Genomic DNA, 15,477 nt, shown 5'->3' on the forward strand with positions numbered 1-15,477 from the left:
AGTCCATCGCCATGTCCGAAGCTTTCGAAAGACCTTATGTGCTCCACATGTTCACGAGCACGCCGCAGATGAGTCCGTTCGATGTCAACATGGCGGCCGATGCCGGCTATCAGATCGTCGTGCCTTACTGCAATGTCGATGAAGACATCGTCGTGCAACTCACGCAGGATGCGATCTTTTCACGCGGACCGAAGGGCGTATCGCGCACGGGCATCTTCATAGGCGGACGCGATGTCATGCTCGCCGCCGACATGCTCGAAAAGGCGCGTCAGGCGATGGTCCCGCCCTTCGAGGTCTCTGTCTTCACCGACCCATCGGGCGCCTACACCACGGCCGCCGCGCTCGTCGCGCTCGCGGAAAAACATCTGAAGGCCGTGCATGGCGTCGATCTCGGCGGCAAGCGCGTCTTGATACTCGGCGGCACGGGCGCGGTGGGACGCGTCGCGGCCGCGATGGCCGCATCGCTCGGTGCGGATGTCGTCGTCGCGAGCCATTCGAGCCAGTCACGCGCGACACAGGTGAGCGACGAAATCAACCGGCGCTTCGACATTGCCACGTCCGGCGTTGCGACCGGCACGCCCGAGCAATTGCATCGCGAACTGGCGCGTGCGGAAGTCGTCTTCGCCACCGCAGTTGCAGGCGTGCAGGTGATGAGCGCCGCCGATCTCGCGCATGCCAAGAACCTGCTGATCGCGGCGGACGTCAACGCGGTGCCGCCCGAAGGCATCGCGGGCGTCAACGTGATGGACAACGGCAAGCCGCTCGCGGGCGCGGCACGCGCGGACGCCATCGGCATCGGCGCGCTCGCCATTGGCAATGTGAAGTATCAGGCGGAGCATCGGCTCTTCTTGCGCATGCGTACCGGCGGCAAGCCCGTGTATCTCGGCTATCCCGAAGCATTCGACGAAGCGCGCGCGGTCGTCGCGGGGCTCGGCTCATGATCCATTCCGTTGCAGCGCGTGCGCCACGCGTCGCCGTGGCGGGGCTTTCAGCCCGGCTGCTCGCGCAATCCGCCGCGCGTGCCGGGCTCAACGTCGTGGCGCTCGATATCTTCGGCGACCGCGACACGCGCGAGAACTCGGGCATGTGGTTCGATATCGGAGGGGATGGCTTGTCGATAGACCGCACCCGTCTTTTCGATGCGCTCGAATGCGCCGCGCGTCTGCCGCGCATGCTGGGGCTCATCGTGACGAGCGGGCTCGAACCGCTCGCGAGTGAACTGAGCCGCATGCCGCATATGCCGCGCTTCATCGGCAATGGCGTGGAAGCCGCCGCGGTGCGCGACCCGCGCCGCTTCTTCGCGCTGCTCGACGACGCGCAGATCGCGCATCCGGCAGTGCGCTTCGACAGGCCCGCCGATGCGCGCGGCTGGCTCATGAAGCGTTCGGACGGCTGCGGCGGCACGCATATCGAATGGGCGGAACACGCTGACAACGCTCCCGCCGATGCCTATTTTCAGCGTCTCGCGCAAGGCCGTTCGATGTCCGCGCTCTTCGTCGCGGCGCGTCGCGAAGCGGCGATCATCGGCTTCGCGGAACAGTTGAGTATCGAAACGGGGCGTCTGCCTTTCGTGCACGCGGGTTCGCTCGGGCCGATCGCATTGCCGCCAGGGACAACCGAGCGCATCGTTGCCGCCATCGAAAACATCGTGTGGAAGACCGGCTTGACGGGACTCAACAACATCGACTTTCTGCTCGATGACGACACGTTTCAAGTCCTCGAAGTGAACACACGCCCCTCCTCGACGATGGCGCTCTACGAAGCCGCATGGCCCGATGAATGGCCGCGCGGATTGATCGGCGCGCATCTCGACGCATGCCTGCACGGCGCGTTGCCGCGTTCGACGCTTGCATCGTCGCGAACGCCGGCGTCGATAGCGGGCCAGCGCGTGGTCTTTGCGCCCGCGTCGTTCACCGTGTCGCGCCTCTTCAGCGATGCGTGTTTCGAAGACCCCGCGTGTCACGACGTGCCGCTCACCGGCGCGCGCATCGAAGCGGGCATGCCGGTCTGCACGGTCACCGCGGCCGCGCCCACGCTCGACGCCTTGCGCAATGCACTGACAAATGAAAGCGCGCGGCTTCTGCAACGCATCGACTCATACTGCCCATGACTTCATCGAATCAACTCAGCGTCAACGCATCGAGCGCGAGGCTCGTGGATCGCATGATCGACGACGCCGCGCGTTTGCGGGTGGAAGTCACGCGCACGCCGGCTGGCACCGTAATCGTCGATGCTGGCGTGAACGCCGCAGGCAGCGCCGAAGCGGGCCTCTTGATCGCGCGTATCTGCATGGGCGGGCTCGGGCGTGTCGAGTTGCGCAGCGCTTTCGATGCCGCGCCTTCCTGGCCGAGCTATATCGAAGTGCAGACCTCGAACCCCGTGCTCGCCTGTCTCGGCAGTCAGTACGCGGGCTGGAGTCTTTCGGCGACGAAGGAACAAACCGGCGGCAAGAAGTTCTTCTCGCTTGGCTCGGGGCCAGCGCGCGCGCTTGCAGGCAAGGAGCCGCTCTTCGACGAACTCGCGTATCGCGACCATCACGAACGCGGCGCGCTCGTCATGGAAGTGGACCGCTTGCCACCGCAGATCGTCATCGACAAAGTACTCGCGGATTGCGGGCTCGCGGCGGACAAGCTCGTCATCGCGGTCACGCCGACGCAGTCTGTGGCAGGCACGGTGCAAGTCGTTGCACGCGTGGTGGAAGTGGCGCTCCATAAGACGCATGTGCTGGGCGTGGACCTGAGCGAGATCGTGGAAGGCAGCGGCACCGCGCCCTTGCCGCCGCCCTCGCCCGACGCCATTCAGGCGATGGGCCGCACCAACGACGCCATTCTCTACGGAGGCCGCGTGCATCTCACCGTCAAGAGCGATGCCGTGGCGAAGCGCCTTGCCGCCGAGTTGCCTTCGGCGAATGCGCGCGATTACGGGCGTCCCTTCGCGGAAATCTTCACGTCGTTCAACTACGACTTTTATCAGATCGATGGCGCGCTCTTCGCGCCCGCCGAAGCGTGGGTATCGAGCCTAGAAAGCGGCGCGACCTATCGCGGCGGCAAGCTCGATCAGGCGCTGCTCGATGCGCAATGGCGCGGCAAGAAGGACGCGGCATGACGATGGTATCGCGCGTCGCCATCATGACCGACGAAACCGGCTGGCACACGGGCCGGCTGAAGAAGGCGTTCCGCGCGCGCGGCGTGGAGGCGCGTTGCGTCGATCTCGCGGATTGCCGTATCGACACCACCTGGCCACCGTTCGGCCTCGCGATTCCCGGCTTCGGCCACGCCCTGCCCGATGCGGTATTCGTGCGCGGCATCGCGGGCGGAACCTTCGAGCAGGTCACGTTGCGGCTCGGCATTCTGCATGCGCTGCGCGAATGCGGCGTGCCGGTCTATAACGACGCCCGCGCGATCGAGCGCAGCGTGGATAAGTCGATGACGAGCTTTCTGCTCAACCGCTACGGCGTGCCGACCCCGGCCACATGGGCCGGCGAATCCACGGCGCATGCGCAACGCGTGTTGATGCGCGAGGCGGCTGCGGGGCGGCAGGTCGTCATCAAGCCGTTGTTCGGATCGCAAGGCAAGGGCTTGAAGCGGCTCGGCGCGCGCTCGCGCGGGCAGGCGTGCGCGCCGTTGCCATCGCTCAAGCCTTTTAGTCAGGTCGCATATCTTCAGCGTTATGTCGATACCGGCGAGCCCGGTTTCGACTGGCGCGTGCTCGTGATCGGCACACAGGCCGTGGCCGCGATGAAGCGCGTGGGCGGCGAGGACTGGATTCATAACTTCGCGCGCGGTGCACGCTGCGAGCCCGCCGAACTCACGCCCGCGCTCGGGGAAACGGCGGTGCGCGCAACCGCTGCGCTCGGCCTGGATTACGCGGGCGTCGATCTCATCGCGCCGGAAGGCGGCCGGCCGCTCGTGCTCGAAGTGAACGGCGTGGCAGCGTGGCGCGGGCTGCAATCGGTGACATCGCTCGATATCGCCGCGCTGCTCGTCGACGATCTGCTCGACCGCAAGCTCGCGGCATCGAAAGGAAACCTTGCGCGGGCGAGCGGCGATGCCTGAGCTTCATCACATCAAAGCGGCTTTTCTGCGCGCATGCCGGCTCGATGTGGAAACGCGCAAACCGGGCAACGTGAGCACGGCGAGCGCCGGACACGGAATGATCGCGAGCCAGTTCGTCGAAAGCGCTCAAGCGGCTGCAATCGGCTTGTTCGAGCCGAATGCAAGCGTCGGCACGCGCATTCTCGAAGCGGTGCGCCGCAGTTTCGACGTTGCAGGCTGCAATACGAACCTCGGCATCGTGCTCTTGTGCGCGCCGCTGTGCGTGGCTTTCGGAGAAACCGCTCCACGCGATATCGCCGCTTGGCGCACTGCAACGCAAAGGGTGCTGCATGCGCTCGACCTGGAAGACGCGCGCCTCGCTTACCGCGCGATTGCGCTGGCCAATCCGGGCGGCCTCGGCGACGCGCCGGAACAAACCGTCCACGCCGCGCCAGCTATCGACCTGCGCGCGGCGATGACGCTTGCCGCCGACCGCGACAGCATCGCGCGGCAATACGCCAATGGCTTCGCCGATATCTTCGATACCGTCCGACTGATCGATGCATCGACGGCACAGGAAGCCATGCTCGACGCATTCCTCATCTTCCTGCGTTCATGGCCCGATTCGCACATAGTGCGCAAGCTCGGCGCGGCGATGGCGCAAAGTGTCACGCGCGATGCAGCTTTACATCACGACCGATGGCGCGCCGAAGGAAGTTTTCACGACTGCCCCGCATTCGACTCGTGGGACGCCGAACTGAAGGCGCGCGGCATCAATCCCGGCACGAGCGCGGACCTCGCGGTTGCAACCTTGTTCGTGGCGCTCGCGATGGGCGCGTTTGCCGAATGATTTGCACGAAGCGCGCCGGGTGCGGACAAAAATTGGCACGGAACATGTTAGGAACTTCGCGTTTATGCAGTCCGCTTTGCGCGGTGCGAACGCCTTGAGACGGGTTTGAGGATCGTGCTTCGGGAGCGAGTCAGACGTCCCTAGAAACAAATCCATTGGAGGAAGAGCATGGCCAAGATCAACCGCGTTCTGGTAGGAGAGTCGCTCGTCGGCGATGGCAACGAAGTCGCTCACATCGACTTGATCATCGGACCGCGAGGTTCCGCTGCCGAGACCGCGTTCTGCAACGCGCTGACCAACAACAAGGACGGCTTCACATCGCTACTCGCCGTGGTCGCACCGAATCTGCTGACCAAGCCGAACACCATTCTCTTCAACAAGGTCACGATCAAGGGCGCGAAGCAAGCCGTGCAGATGTTCGGCCCGGCGCAGCATGCGGTGGCGCTCGCGGTCGCCGACAGCGTGGAGGACGGCACCATTCCCGCCGACGAAGCCGACGACCTTTTCATCTGCGTCGGGGTTTTCATCCACTGGGAAGCGGATGACGACAAGAAGATTCAGGAGTACAACTACAAGGCAACCAAGGAAGCTCTCCAGCGTGCGGTGGCGGGCGAGCCCAAGGCTTCGGAAGTCGTTTCGAAGAAGGGATCGGCGGCGCATCCGTTCGCAGCGAACTGATCGTCTGTCGTGGCCGGCGCGGGGCTTACATCCGCGCCGGCTGCTTTCGAATCAAACATGAATCACGGATGAATACGAGGCTTATCGCATGACCCCACGTTGCTGCGCGTTGACGGTGCTCACTTGCCTCTCGCTCGCTTCGCCGCTTTCGTTCGGCGCGACGGCCGCGGCCAAGGACGGCGCTTCCGCTTCGCGACATGATTATCCGACCGAGGGACGCGTCGAATACGTGCTCGGCTGCATGGACGACAACGGCCACGACTTCGCCAACGTCTACAAGTGCTCCTGCGCCATCGACAAGATCTCCCAGAGCCTTACCTACGACGATTTCGTCGAGCAGATGACGTTCTCCAAGTACGCCTCGCTCGGTGGCGAAGGCGGCGGCGAGTTTCGCGTGGATCGCGCCAAGGCACAGACGAAGAAGTACCGCGAGCTTCAGAAGGACGCATTCAAGGCTTGCGGAATCGTGCAGAAGGCGGCGGCTCGATAAGCCGGTTCAGCCGTTTCATGCAGATGCTGCCGGTGTCGTCAGTGACGCACCGGCAAGACTCGACACTCATTCCGGCATATAGCCGCGTCCGATCCACGCGAGACTCACGCCGCCACGCGGCGATGCCGTCGCCGCGCTCCGCCGCCTTTCGATGACGACGCCCACCGCTTCGACATCCTCGAACTTGGCCGGCTTTTCGAGCGATACCCTCACCCAATGCGCGCCGAAGTCCGCGATCACGCGCTGCGCGATCTGTTCGGCGAGCGCTTCGAGCAACTGCACATGGTGCGCTGCCAGGAGCCCGAGAATCGCCTCCCGCACCGCAGCATAGTTGACGGTATCTTCGATACGATCCGTGACGCACGCGCGCAGCGAGGGCACGCCGATCGCGAGATTCATGCGCACCGGCTGCGGGTCGTGCAGCTCGCTCTTGTCGATGCCGATCACCGTCTGGCCCGTGAGTCCCTCGATATAGACGATATCCATGTGAGCCCCACGGGATGCATCGGCGTCCGCCTGAATGGCGTCGCGAATCGGTTCGAATCTGCCCATATCGTCGTCTCCGGATCGGCATCGAAAAATCCGTAAGCTCCAAGCAAGAAGCGGGCAAGAACGCTTAAACCAATGCGACTACTTATTGAACCAATGCGTCAGAGCATGTAAAGTTTTTGAGAACCGTGCTGGCCGACTGAAGGCAATCAGGCACTACGGCCACGAGGCGCGCGCGTGCGGTTATCGGCAAATACAAGTACCAATAGAGTAGCGAGACCCGCAGCGCCAGCGGAAAACACAACAGATTCGACTTTCGACGGCTGTGCCGTACGCGTAAACACGTACGAGCGCAGCCGGAACGGACGTCACGGAGACACGGCCCCATGTCGTTGCTAGCAGACGTAGATACGCATGTCAGGGAAGTGCTGAATATCGTGAACAATCCGCTGGCGTCTCGCCGCACCAGCGCTTCGGTCGCGCAATCGTGGACGCGCTGCCTGACGGAGTTCAGGCTCGACCCCGGCCATTTCGTCATGCCGCCCGTGCTCACGCAGCGCGAACTCACCGAGCGCCGCGAGGCCGCGAGCGACCTCATCGCGTGCTCGAAGCTGGAGATGACGACGCTTTATCAGCAACTGGCCGATCCCGAACTCGCTGTCGTACTCGTCGATGCGGACGGCGTGATCGTTCATCAGGTGTCCTCGGTGCCGTTCGGCGAGGCCGTCGCCGCCGATGGCCTGCGCGTGGGCGCCGTGTGGAGCGAGCGCGAAGCCGGCACCAACGGCATGGGTACGTGCCTGATCGAACGCGACTGCATTGCCGTGTGCCAGCACGAGCATTTCTATCCGCGCTATACGTCGCTCACGTGTTCGGCCGCGCCGATCTTCGACGATCGCGGCACCGTGGTCGGCGTGCTCGATGTCACGAGCCGCTCGAAGCTCCTGCAGCAGCATTCGCTGGTGCTCGTCGGCATGTCGCGGCAGATGATCGAAAATCGTTTGATCGATGCGCGCTACCGTCACGCGAACATGATCCATTTTCATAGCCGGCCGGAATTCGTCGGCACGCTGCACGCGGGCAAGCTCGCTGTCAGCGACGACGGCGTGGTGCTCGCCGCGAGCCGCAGCGCGCTCTTTCAGCTCGACCTGCGTTCGCCCGCGGAGTTGTACGGCAAGCGCATCGAGGAAGCGTTCAACGCATCGCTCGAAGACATGATCGCGCGCAGCATTCGCGGCTCGTTTCATCCGGTGACCGTGTACAGCGCGAAGGCCAACACGCGCTTTTTCCTGACCGCGCAGACGCCGCGCGAAGGCATGCGCGACACGAGCCGCATTCTCCTGAACGATCCCGTCACGCGCGATTCTTCCGCGCCGGGATCGCGCGTAAGAGCGCCGAAACGCGATGCCCAGGACGTCCGCGACGTTCGTGATGGCGCGAGCACCGGCGCGGGCCGCCTCGACAAACTCTCGCATCTGGAATTCGGCGATCCGCGCATGGCTTCGCAGATTCAGCTTGCGGCGCGCGTGATCCAGCGCAAGATTCCGATCATCCTGCGCGGCCAGACCGGCACCGGCAAGGAAGTGTTCGCCAATGCGCTGCACAGCATCAGCCCGAACGGGTCGGGTGCGTTCGTCGCGGTGAACTGTGCATCGTTGCCGGAGAATCTCATCGAGAGCGAGTTGTTCGGGTATCGCGCGGGCGCTTTCACCGGCGCGCAGCGCGAAGGCCGGCGCGGCAAGATCGTGCAGGCCAATGGCGGCACGCTGTTTCTGGATGAAATCGGCGACATGCCGCTCGCTCTGCAAGCGCGTCTCTTGCGTGTGCTGGAAGAGCACGAGGTGACGCCGCTCGGTGCTGAAACCACCGTGAAGGTGGACTTTCAGCTCATCAGCGCGAGCCATAGAAACTTGATCGAACTCGTGCAGACCGGCCTCTTTCGCGAAGACTTGTACTATCGGCTGAACGGGATCGAGATCAATCTGCCGCCGTTGCGCGAACGGGCCGATGCGCTCGCGCTCATCTGCCATATCCTCGAAACGGAAACGTCCGAGCCGCCTTCATTGAGCGTCGAAGCGCGGCAGGCGCTGCTGAGTTATGCGTGGCCCGGCAACATCCGGCAGTTGCGGCATGTGCTGCAAATGGCGATTGCGTTGTGCGACGGTCCCGAGATTCGCTGCGCGCATCTGCCGCCGGAAATCGTCAACGGCGTGTCGGCGCAGACCGCGACGCAAAGCGCGCCGCGCACGCCGAATGTCGCCGCTACGTTCGCGCATCTCACCGAAGACGCCGATACGTCCACGCTCAACGCCATTCAGTTGCGTGAGCGCGAGACCGTGCTGCAATTGCTCGACGAACATCGCTGGAACGTGAGCAACGTGGCGAAGGTGCTCGGCATCAGCCGCAACACGTTGTACCGGAAGATGCATCGTCTGCATATCAGGTTGTCGCACGACTCGCCCAACGCAGCGGATCAAGCCGACGCATGACGGAACGGTCCAGCGAACCCACGCCCGCGCGCCGGCTCGACGAATTCAAAGCTGACGCGCGCTTTGCGTGGTGCGTCACGGGATCCGGTCATATGCTCGAGGAATCCATCGAGCTTGCGCTGCGCTTGCCGGGCGTCGACATGTTCTTGTCGTCCGCGGGCGAGGAAGTGCTGCCCCTCTACGGCTGGACCCTCGCAAAACTGCGCGAACGCTTTCGCGTGTTTCGCGATAACAGCGCGAGCAGCGTGCCCGTCGGCATGCTATATCAGGGCGACTATCACACCGTCGTGATCGCGCCCGCAACGAGCAACACCGTCGCCAAGTGCGCGTTCGGCATCTCCGATACGCTCCCGACCAATCTCTTCGCGCAGGCCGGTAAGCAGTGTGTGCCGGGCATCGTGTATGCATGCGATACGGAACCGAGCGTCATCACGCATGCGCCGCGTCAATGGGTCGAACTGCGGCCGCGCGCCATCGAATTCGACAACGTCGAACGGCTTGCGCGCTTCGAACTCACGACGGTCGCGCGCACGCTCGACGACTTGCGCCACGCTCTCGATCAACGGCTATCCGAACTGAAGCTCGCATGGAACACATCGTCTTCCTGACCGGGCGGCTCGCCGAACGCAGTCTTCATCAAGTGCTGGAAGGCATCGCACCGACTTCGAATCAGGACTCGCCATTTTCGTGGGAAGTGCGCGAAATCGGCTTGCAGGTCGCGGGGCTGATGACGGCCGACATGATCCGCCGGCGCGTGGTGCCACCGCTCACCGAAGGCACGCACCGCGTGATCGTGCCCGGCCGATGCCGTGGCGACCTCGACATGCTCTCCGCGCATTTCGGCGTGAAGGTCGAGCGCGGTCCCGAAGAAGTCAAGGACTTGCCGCAGTTCTTCGGCCGCGAGGCGCGAAAGGTGGATCTCTCGCGTTACGAGACGGAAATTTTCGCGGAGATCGTCGATGCGCCGCGTCTCGATCTCGCTGGCATCGCGGCACGCGCGCTTGACTATCAGGCTCAGGGCGCGAATGTAATCGATATCGGTTGCCTGCCCGCTACGCCGTTTCCGCATCTGGAAGATGCGGTGACGATGCTCAAGGAACGCGGTTTTCGCGTAAGTGTCGATTCCATGCTTACCGATGAACTCGTGCGCGGCGGACACGCGGGCGCCGATTACGTGATGAGCCTGAATGTGGATACGTTGTGGGTCGCCGACGAAGTGGCATCGACGCCGATACTCGTGCCGCGCGAACCGCTCGACGTGACATCGCTCGATGCGGCCATCGACATCATGCAGCAACGCGGTCGTCCGTTTCTCGCCGATCCGATTCTCGATCCGATCCCGTTCGGGCTCGCGGCATCCATTGCGCGCTATGTAGGCCTGCGAGAACGCTACGCCGATGTGCCGATCATGATGGGCGTCGGCAACGTGACCGAGTTGACCGAGGCGGACACGAGCGGCATCAACGCCGTGCTGTTCGGCATGGCGGCGGAGTTGCGCGTCGCGGCCGTGCTGACCACTTCCGTGAGTCTGCATGCCCGCCGCGCCGTGCGTGAAGCCGATGTCGCGCGGCGCGTGATGCATGCGGCGCGTGAGACACAGACCTTGCCGAAGGGCATATCGAGCGACTTGTCGGCGCTGCATTCGAAGCGGCCGTTTCCTTATAACGCCGAGGAGATCGGCGCGCTCGCGGCGGCGGTGCGCGACCCCAACTTTCGCGTGCAGGTTTCCGCCGATGGCATTCACGTCTACAACCGCGACGGGCATCGCCTTGCAATCGATCCGTTCGCGCTTTATCCCGATCTCAAGCTCGAAGCCGACGGCGGACACGCGTTCTACATGGGCGTGCAACTCGCGCGGGCCGAGATCGCGTGGCAACTCGGCAAGCGCTTCGATCAGGATCAGCCGCTCGATTGGGGATGCGAGGTGGATCGGCCCGAAGAGGACTTGAGCGCGTGGCATGCGCCCGGGCCCACCAGAAAACGCTGAGTCACGACGCTTTCCATTTGATCGAGCAGCCGAGCGCGGGGAGCTGCAGAGCCTGTGTGGTGCCATGGACCGCGATGTCGCGCATGGCTTCGTAGAGATCGCGGCGCGCATCGGGCAACGGTTCCTTGCGCGATGCATCGATTCTGCCGCGATAGCGCAGCTTCAGCTCATGGTCGAAACCGAAGCATTCCGGCGTGCAGACGGCGCCATAAGCCTGCGCGACTTGCTGCGTTTCATCGAAGAGATACGGGAACGGCAGGCGTTGATCTTCGGCGAGGCGCACCATGGCGTCGAAATCGTCGTCGGTGTAGACGCTTGCATCGTTCGAGTTGATGCCGACGACGTTCACGCCTGTTTCACGTAGCTGGATGGCGTCGCGGATGAGGCCTGGCAACGCAGCTTTCACATACGGGCAGTGATTGCACATGAACACGATGACGAGGCCGCGCTCGCCCTTGAGACTGTCGAGCGTGCGGGTCGTGCCGTCGGTGGCGATGAGCGCAAAAGTCGCAGCATCCGCGCCCGGTTCGCCCGGCGGAGATTCGGTCGGCATGAGGTTGCTCCCAATTGGCTGTTCGGCATATCGACGAGGCGTTTCAAACCGTCTAGCATGTTGAAACGCTAACTTAGTTATCCGGAGCACAACATGATGCACACCGTCAGCATTGAATATGCTAAAGCTAACTTTTCGCAACTTATTGAGCTGGCGCTAAAGGGGGAAAGGGTTGAAATACAAGACGACTCGGGCCCGTCCTTTACGCTCAGCTGCATTCGTCGAGTCAAGGGCAGGAGGATTGGCATCGCGAAGGGACTCATCTCGCAAGAAGAGGTCGATGCGATAACCGAAGCGTTGCTTGCGCCGCTGCCCGACGACATACTCGCCGCGTTCGAGGGCCGGTAATGCGACTGTTGCTCGATACGCACATCTATGTCTGGTCCGTGACCGAAGACCGACGGCTTCCAAAGAAGGCACGCAGTCTGATCGAAGATGCAACTGAAATCTACGTCAGTTCCGCAAGCATCTGGGAACTGGCTATCAAAGCCGCTCGCGGCAAGCTTGAACCGCGTGTGCAGCAAATCCTCAACGGAGTGGATGACCTTGCTTATGCCGAACTTACCGTGAGTCATATGCATGCGCTTGCAGTACGTGACCTACCGCTTTTTCACTACGATCCCTTTGATCGTCTGCTGGTCGCGCAAGCTGCGAGCGAGCTTCTGCGATTGATTACCTCCGATCGACTTCTCTCGCCGTACCACGACTGCGTCACCGTCGTTTGATCGGTCTCTGCTTTGGTTGAGAGCCAAAGCAGAGACTATTCACGCAACTGACCAGCCCCTCAGTGATACCGCCTCGCCATAGCCTCCAACGCCATCGGCCTGATCCTCGCCGCCTGCCCCGCGCACCCGAACGCCTCGAACCGTTCGATACATAAGTCCCTCGCCGCCGCCGTCGCCGCCTTCAAAGCGTGACGCGGATCGAACTCCGAGCGCGCCGATGCCATCGCGCGACGCATCGCGCCCGTCATCGCAAGGCGAATGTCCGTGTCGATATTGACCTTGCGCACGCCATTCGCAATCCCGCGCCGTATCTCCTCGACCGGCACGCCGAACGTCGAACCAATCTCGCCGCCGTGCTCGCGTATCACCGTCAGCCACTCCTGCGGCACCGAAGACGAGCCATGCATCACGAGATGCGTATCCGGAATGCGCGCGTGTATCTCGGCGATGCGGTCTATCGCGAGAATATCGCCCGTCGGCTGACGGCTGAACTTGTAAGCGCCGTGCGACGTGCCAATGGCAATCGCCAGCGCATCGATGCCCGTCGCTTCGACGAAGGCGCGCGCTTCATCGGGATCGGTGAGCAAGCGGTCGTGACTGAGCGCGCCCTTTGCGCCCACGCCGTCCTCTTCGCCCGCAAGGCCGGTTTCGAGCGAACCCAGGCAGCCCAGTTCCCCTTCCACCGATACGCCGACCGAATGCGCCGCATCCACCACGCGCCGGCTGACCTCGACGTTGTAGTCGTAGTCCGCAGGCGTCTTCTGGTCCGGCATGAGCGAGCCGTCCATCATCACGGACGTGAAGCCGGAACGGATCGCCTGCTGACACACCGAAGGGCTCGCGCCGTGATCCTGGTGCAGCACCACCGGAAGCTCCGGATGCGCCTCGATGGCCGCCAGCACCAGATGCCGCAGATACGTCTCGCCCGCATACTTGCGCGCGCCCGCCGACGCCTGCAGGATCACCGGGCTTTGCGTCGCCTCGGCGGCCTGCATGATCGCGTGCACCTGCTCCATGTTGTTGACGTTGAACGCAGGCACGCCGTAATCGTGCTCGGCCGCGTGGTCGAGCAATTGTCTCAATGCGATAAAAGCCATCGTCATGTCTCCGTTGGCGGGAATAGAAATCAGGCAGCGACGCGCTTCGCTTCATCGACTAGCGCTTCCGTCGTCACACCGAAATGCGCGAACAGTTCGCTCGCAGGTGCGGACTCGCCGAACCGGTCGATGCCGATCACACCGCCCTGCAAACCGACGTACTGCCGCCAGAATCCGGTCACGCCCGCTTCTATTGCCACGCGCGGCACGCCCTCGGGCAGCACGCGCTCGCGCCACACCTGACACTGCCGGTCGAACACGGTGGTGGACGGCATCGACACCACACGCGCCAAGATGCCTTGCGCCTTCAGCGGCTCGACCGCCGCGAGCGCCAGCGACACCTCCGAACCGGTCGCCATCAACACGACGCGGCGCGCATCGCGTTCGCTCGTCGGTGGCCAGTCAACGAGCACATAACCGCCGCGCTCTATACCATCGATCTGCGCTTCATCGCGCGGCACGAAAGGCAGGTTCTGCCGCGACAGCAAGAGACACGAAGGCCGGTCGCGCTCGACCGCGCTGATCCACGCTTGCGCCGTCTCGACCGTATCGCACGGGCGCCAGACATCGAGACCGGGAATCATGCGCAACGTGGCGGCGTGCTCGATAGGCTGATGCGTCGGGCCGTCCTCGCCAAGGCCGATCGAATCGTGCGTAAAGACGAACACCGCGCGCGTCTTCATCAACGCGGCCATGCGCAAGGCGTTACGCGAGTAGTCGGAGAACGTGAGGAACGTGCCGCCGAACGGCAGATAGCCTTTATGCAGCGCCACGCCGTTCAGCACCGCGCTCATGCCGAATTCGCGCACCCCGAAATGGATATAGTTGCCCGCAATGCCATCTTCACCGTTCGATACGACGTCTTTCGCGTCCTTCCATCGCGTGAGATTGGAGCCCGTCAGATCCGCCGATCCGCCGAGCAGTTCAGGCAGCGCGCGCGCGAGTCCTTCGATGGCTATCTGCGATGCCTTGCGCGTCGCGACCGTCTGACCGGCGCGGTCGGCATCGCGTACGAGTGCATGCGCCGAATCGCGCCAATTCGCGGGCAACGCGCCGCGCGCACGGCGTTCAAACTCCGCCGCTTCATCCGGATACACGCGGCGATAAGCCTGCAGACGCGCGTTCCAATTCTCTTGCGCCGCCGCGCCCGCTTCGCGTGCATTCCAGCGTTCGCGTATCGAAGCGGGAATTTCGAATGGCGCATGCGGCCAGTCGAGCGCGCGCCGCGTCGCTTCGACTTCTAGCGTGCCGAGCGGCGCGCCGTGGACATCGTGCGTGCCGGACATCGCCGGGGAGCCCTTGCCGATCACGGTCTTGCAACAGATGAGCGTCGGCTTCGTCGATACGCGCGCCTGTTGCAGCGCATGCGAGACCGCATCGGCGTCGTGGCCATCGACTACGCGCAGCACGTTCCATCCGTAAGCGGCGAAGCGTTGCGGGGTGTCGTCGGTGAACCAGCCCTGCACATGACCGTCGATGGAGATGCCGTTGTCGTCGTACAGCACGACGAGCTTGTTCAGACCCAATGTGCCCGCAAGCGATGCCGCTTCGTGCGAAATGCCTTCCATTAGACAGCCATCGCCCGCGAAAACATACGTGCGATGATCGACGATCTCATGCCCCGGCCGATTGAACTCGCGCGCAAGCAAAGCCTCGGCGAGCGCCATGCCGACCGCATTTGCGAGTCCTTGCCCGAGTGGTCCCGTCGTGGTTTCGACACCGGGCGTCACGCCCACTTCCGGATGTCCCGGCGTCTTGCTGCCCATCTGCCGGAAGCGTTTCAGTTCTTCTATCGGCAAGTCGTAGCCGGTGAGATGCAGGAGCGCATAAAGCAGCATGGAACCATGACCGTTCGATAAAACGAAGCGGTCGCGATCCGGCCAGTCGGGGTCCGCGGGATTGTGCTTCAGATGACGGCCCCACAGCGCGACGGCAATCTCCGCCATGCCCATCGGCATGCCGGGATGTCCCGAGTTCGCTTGCTGGACCGCATCGACCGCGAGCATGCGCAGCGCGTTGGCCATCTGTCGAATGTCGGGTGTGTGACGCGCTTTGGGCAAAGCTTCAGCGACGGCGCTCATGAGC

General features: G+C 63.4%; 16 protein-coding genes. 12 read left to right on the forward strand and 4 right to left on the reverse strand.

Annotated features, from left to right (window positions below; genetic code table 11):
• Nucleotides 1-11 precede the first annotated feature (11 nt).
• From NCT03_RS20850 to NCT03_RS20880, 7 genes are all read left to right on the forward strand, one after another.
• The gene (locus tag NCT03_RS20850) at nucleotides 12-941 is read left to right on the forward strand and encodes an NAD(P)-dependent methylenetetrahydromethanopterin dehydrogenase (RefSeq protein ID WP_250493742.1); all 930 of its coding nucleotides are present in this window, start codon (nucleotides 12-14) and stop codon (nucleotides 939-941) included.
• Nucleotides 938-2,110 (forward strand): ATP-grasp domain-containing protein, encoded by a 1,173-nt coding sequence (locus NCT03_RS20855; RefSeq protein ID WP_250493743.1) that lies wholly within the window; start codon nucleotides 938-940, stop codon nucleotides 2,108-2,110. Before NCT03_RS20850 ends, NCT03_RS20855 begins: the two co-directional genes overlap by 4 nt.
• The gene (gene mch / locus NCT03_RS20860) at nucleotides 2,107-3,105 is read left to right on the forward strand and encodes a methenyltetrahydromethanopterin cyclohydrolase (protein WP_250493744.1); all 999 of its coding nucleotides are present in this window, start codon (nucleotides 2,107-2,109) and stop codon (nucleotides 3,103-3,105) included. Before NCT03_RS20855 ends, mch begins: the two co-directional genes overlap by 4 nt.
• A 2-nt stretch (nucleotides 3,106-3,107) precedes the next feature.
• Nucleotides 3,108-4,055: an ATP-grasp domain-containing protein gene (locus NCT03_RS20865; protein ID WP_244829729.1), complete on the forward strand. Its 948-nt coding sequence runs from the start codon at nucleotides 3,108-3,110 to the stop codon at nucleotides 4,053-4,055.
• Nucleotides 4,048-4,884, forward strand: a complete 837-nt coding sequence (locus tag NCT03_RS20870) for a triphosphoribosyl-dephospho-CoA synthase (RefSeq protein ID WP_250493745.1) — start codon at nucleotides 4,048-4,050, stop codon at nucleotides 4,882-4,884. The genes NCT03_RS20865 and NCT03_RS20870 overlap by 8 nt, the downstream gene beginning before the upstream one ends.
• A 168-nt stretch (nucleotides 4,885-5,052) precedes the next feature.
• On the forward strand, nucleotides 5,053-5,562 hold the full coding sequence (fae, locus tag NCT03_RS20875) for a formaldehyde-activating enzyme (protein ID WP_244828807.1): 510 nt from the start codon (nucleotides 5,053-5,055) through the stop codon (nucleotides 5,560-5,562).
• An 88-nt stretch (nucleotides 5,563-5,650) separates the two neighbouring features.
• A complete protein-coding gene (locus NCT03_RS20880) occupies nucleotides 5,651-6,052 on the forward strand; it encodes a hypothetical protein (RefSeq protein WP_244828808.1) in 402 nt (133 codons plus the stop codon).
• Nucleotides 6,053-6,118: 66 nt separating this feature from the next.
• Here NCT03_RS20880 and NCT03_RS20885 read toward each other — a convergent pair whose 3' ends face one another.
• Nucleotides 6,119-6,604, reverse strand: coding sequence for a dihydroneopterin aldolase (locus NCT03_RS20885; RefSeq protein WP_250493746.1), 486 nt, complete (start codon nucleotides 6,602-6,604; stop codon nucleotides 6,119-6,121).
• Between the two features lie 323 nt (nucleotides 6,605-6,927).
• Between NCT03_RS20885 and NCT03_RS20890 the strand changes: the two genes are divergently transcribed.
• The 3 genes from NCT03_RS20890 to NCT03_RS20900 are packed head-to-tail and all read left to right on the forward strand — an operon-like array spanning nucleotide 6,928 to nucleotide 11,017.
• Nucleotides 6,928-9,030 (forward strand): sigma-54-dependent Fis family transcriptional regulator, encoded by a 2,103-nt coding sequence (locus NCT03_RS20890; protein ID WP_244828810.1) that lies wholly within the window; start codon nucleotides 6,928-6,930, stop codon nucleotides 9,028-9,030.
• Nucleotides 9,027-9,638, forward strand: coding sequence for a flavoprotein (locus NCT03_RS20895; protein ID WP_250493747.1), 612 nt, complete (start codon nucleotides 9,027-9,029; stop codon nucleotides 9,636-9,638). The genes NCT03_RS20890 and NCT03_RS20895 overlap by 4 nt, the downstream gene beginning before the upstream one ends.
• Complete coding sequence (locus NCT03_RS20900) at nucleotides 9,617-11,017, forward strand: DUF6513 domain-containing protein (protein ID WP_250493748.1); 1,401 nt, start codon at nucleotides 9,617-9,619, stop codon at nucleotides 11,015-11,017. The genes NCT03_RS20895 and NCT03_RS20900 overlap by 22 nt, the downstream gene beginning before the upstream one ends.
• Nucleotide 11,018: 1 nt before the next feature.
• On the opposite strand, the gene NCT03_RS20905 is transcribed toward NCT03_RS20900, so the two are convergent.
• Nucleotides 11,019-11,570, reverse strand: a complete 552-nt coding sequence (locus NCT03_RS20905) for a thioredoxin family protein (RefSeq protein WP_250493749.1) — start codon at nucleotides 11,568-11,570, stop codon at nucleotides 11,019-11,021.
• Between the two features lie 93 nt (nucleotides 11,571-11,663).
• Between NCT03_RS20905 and NCT03_RS20910 the strand changes: the two genes are divergently transcribed.
• Nucleotides 11,664-11,918: a type II toxin-antitoxin system Phd/YefM family antitoxin gene (locus NCT03_RS20910; protein ID WP_250493750.1), complete on the forward strand. Its 255-nt coding sequence runs from the start codon at nucleotides 11,664-11,666 to the stop codon at nucleotides 11,916-11,918.
• On the forward strand, nucleotides 11,918-12,295 hold the full coding sequence (locus tag NCT03_RS20915) for a type II toxin-antitoxin system VapC family toxin (RefSeq protein WP_250467541.1): 378 nt from the start codon (nucleotides 11,918-11,920) through the stop codon (nucleotides 12,293-12,295). Before NCT03_RS20910 ends, NCT03_RS20915 begins: the two co-directional genes overlap by 1 nt.
• Nucleotides 12,296-12,354: 59 nt before the next feature.
• Here the strand turns inward: NCT03_RS20915 and fba are convergent, their stop codons facing one another.
• On the reverse strand, nucleotides 12,355-13,392 hold the full coding sequence (fba, locus tag NCT03_RS20920) for a class II fructose-bisphosphate aldolase (protein WP_250493751.1): 1,038 nt from the start codon (nucleotides 13,390-13,392) through the stop codon (nucleotides 12,355-12,357).
• A 29-nt stretch (nucleotides 13,393-13,421) separates the two neighbouring features.
• Nucleotides 13,422-15,473 (reverse strand): transketolase, encoded by a 2,052-nt coding sequence (tkt, locus tag NCT03_RS20925; RefSeq protein ID WP_250493752.1) that lies wholly within the window; start codon nucleotides 15,471-15,473, stop codon nucleotides 13,422-13,424.
• Nucleotides 15,474-15,477: the final 4 nt, after the last annotated feature.

It is taken from the genome of Caballeronia sp. GAWG1-1, from assembly GCF_023631465.1.
GTDB lineage: Bacteria > Pseudomonadota > Gammaproteobacteria > Burkholderiales > Burkholderiaceae > Caballeronia.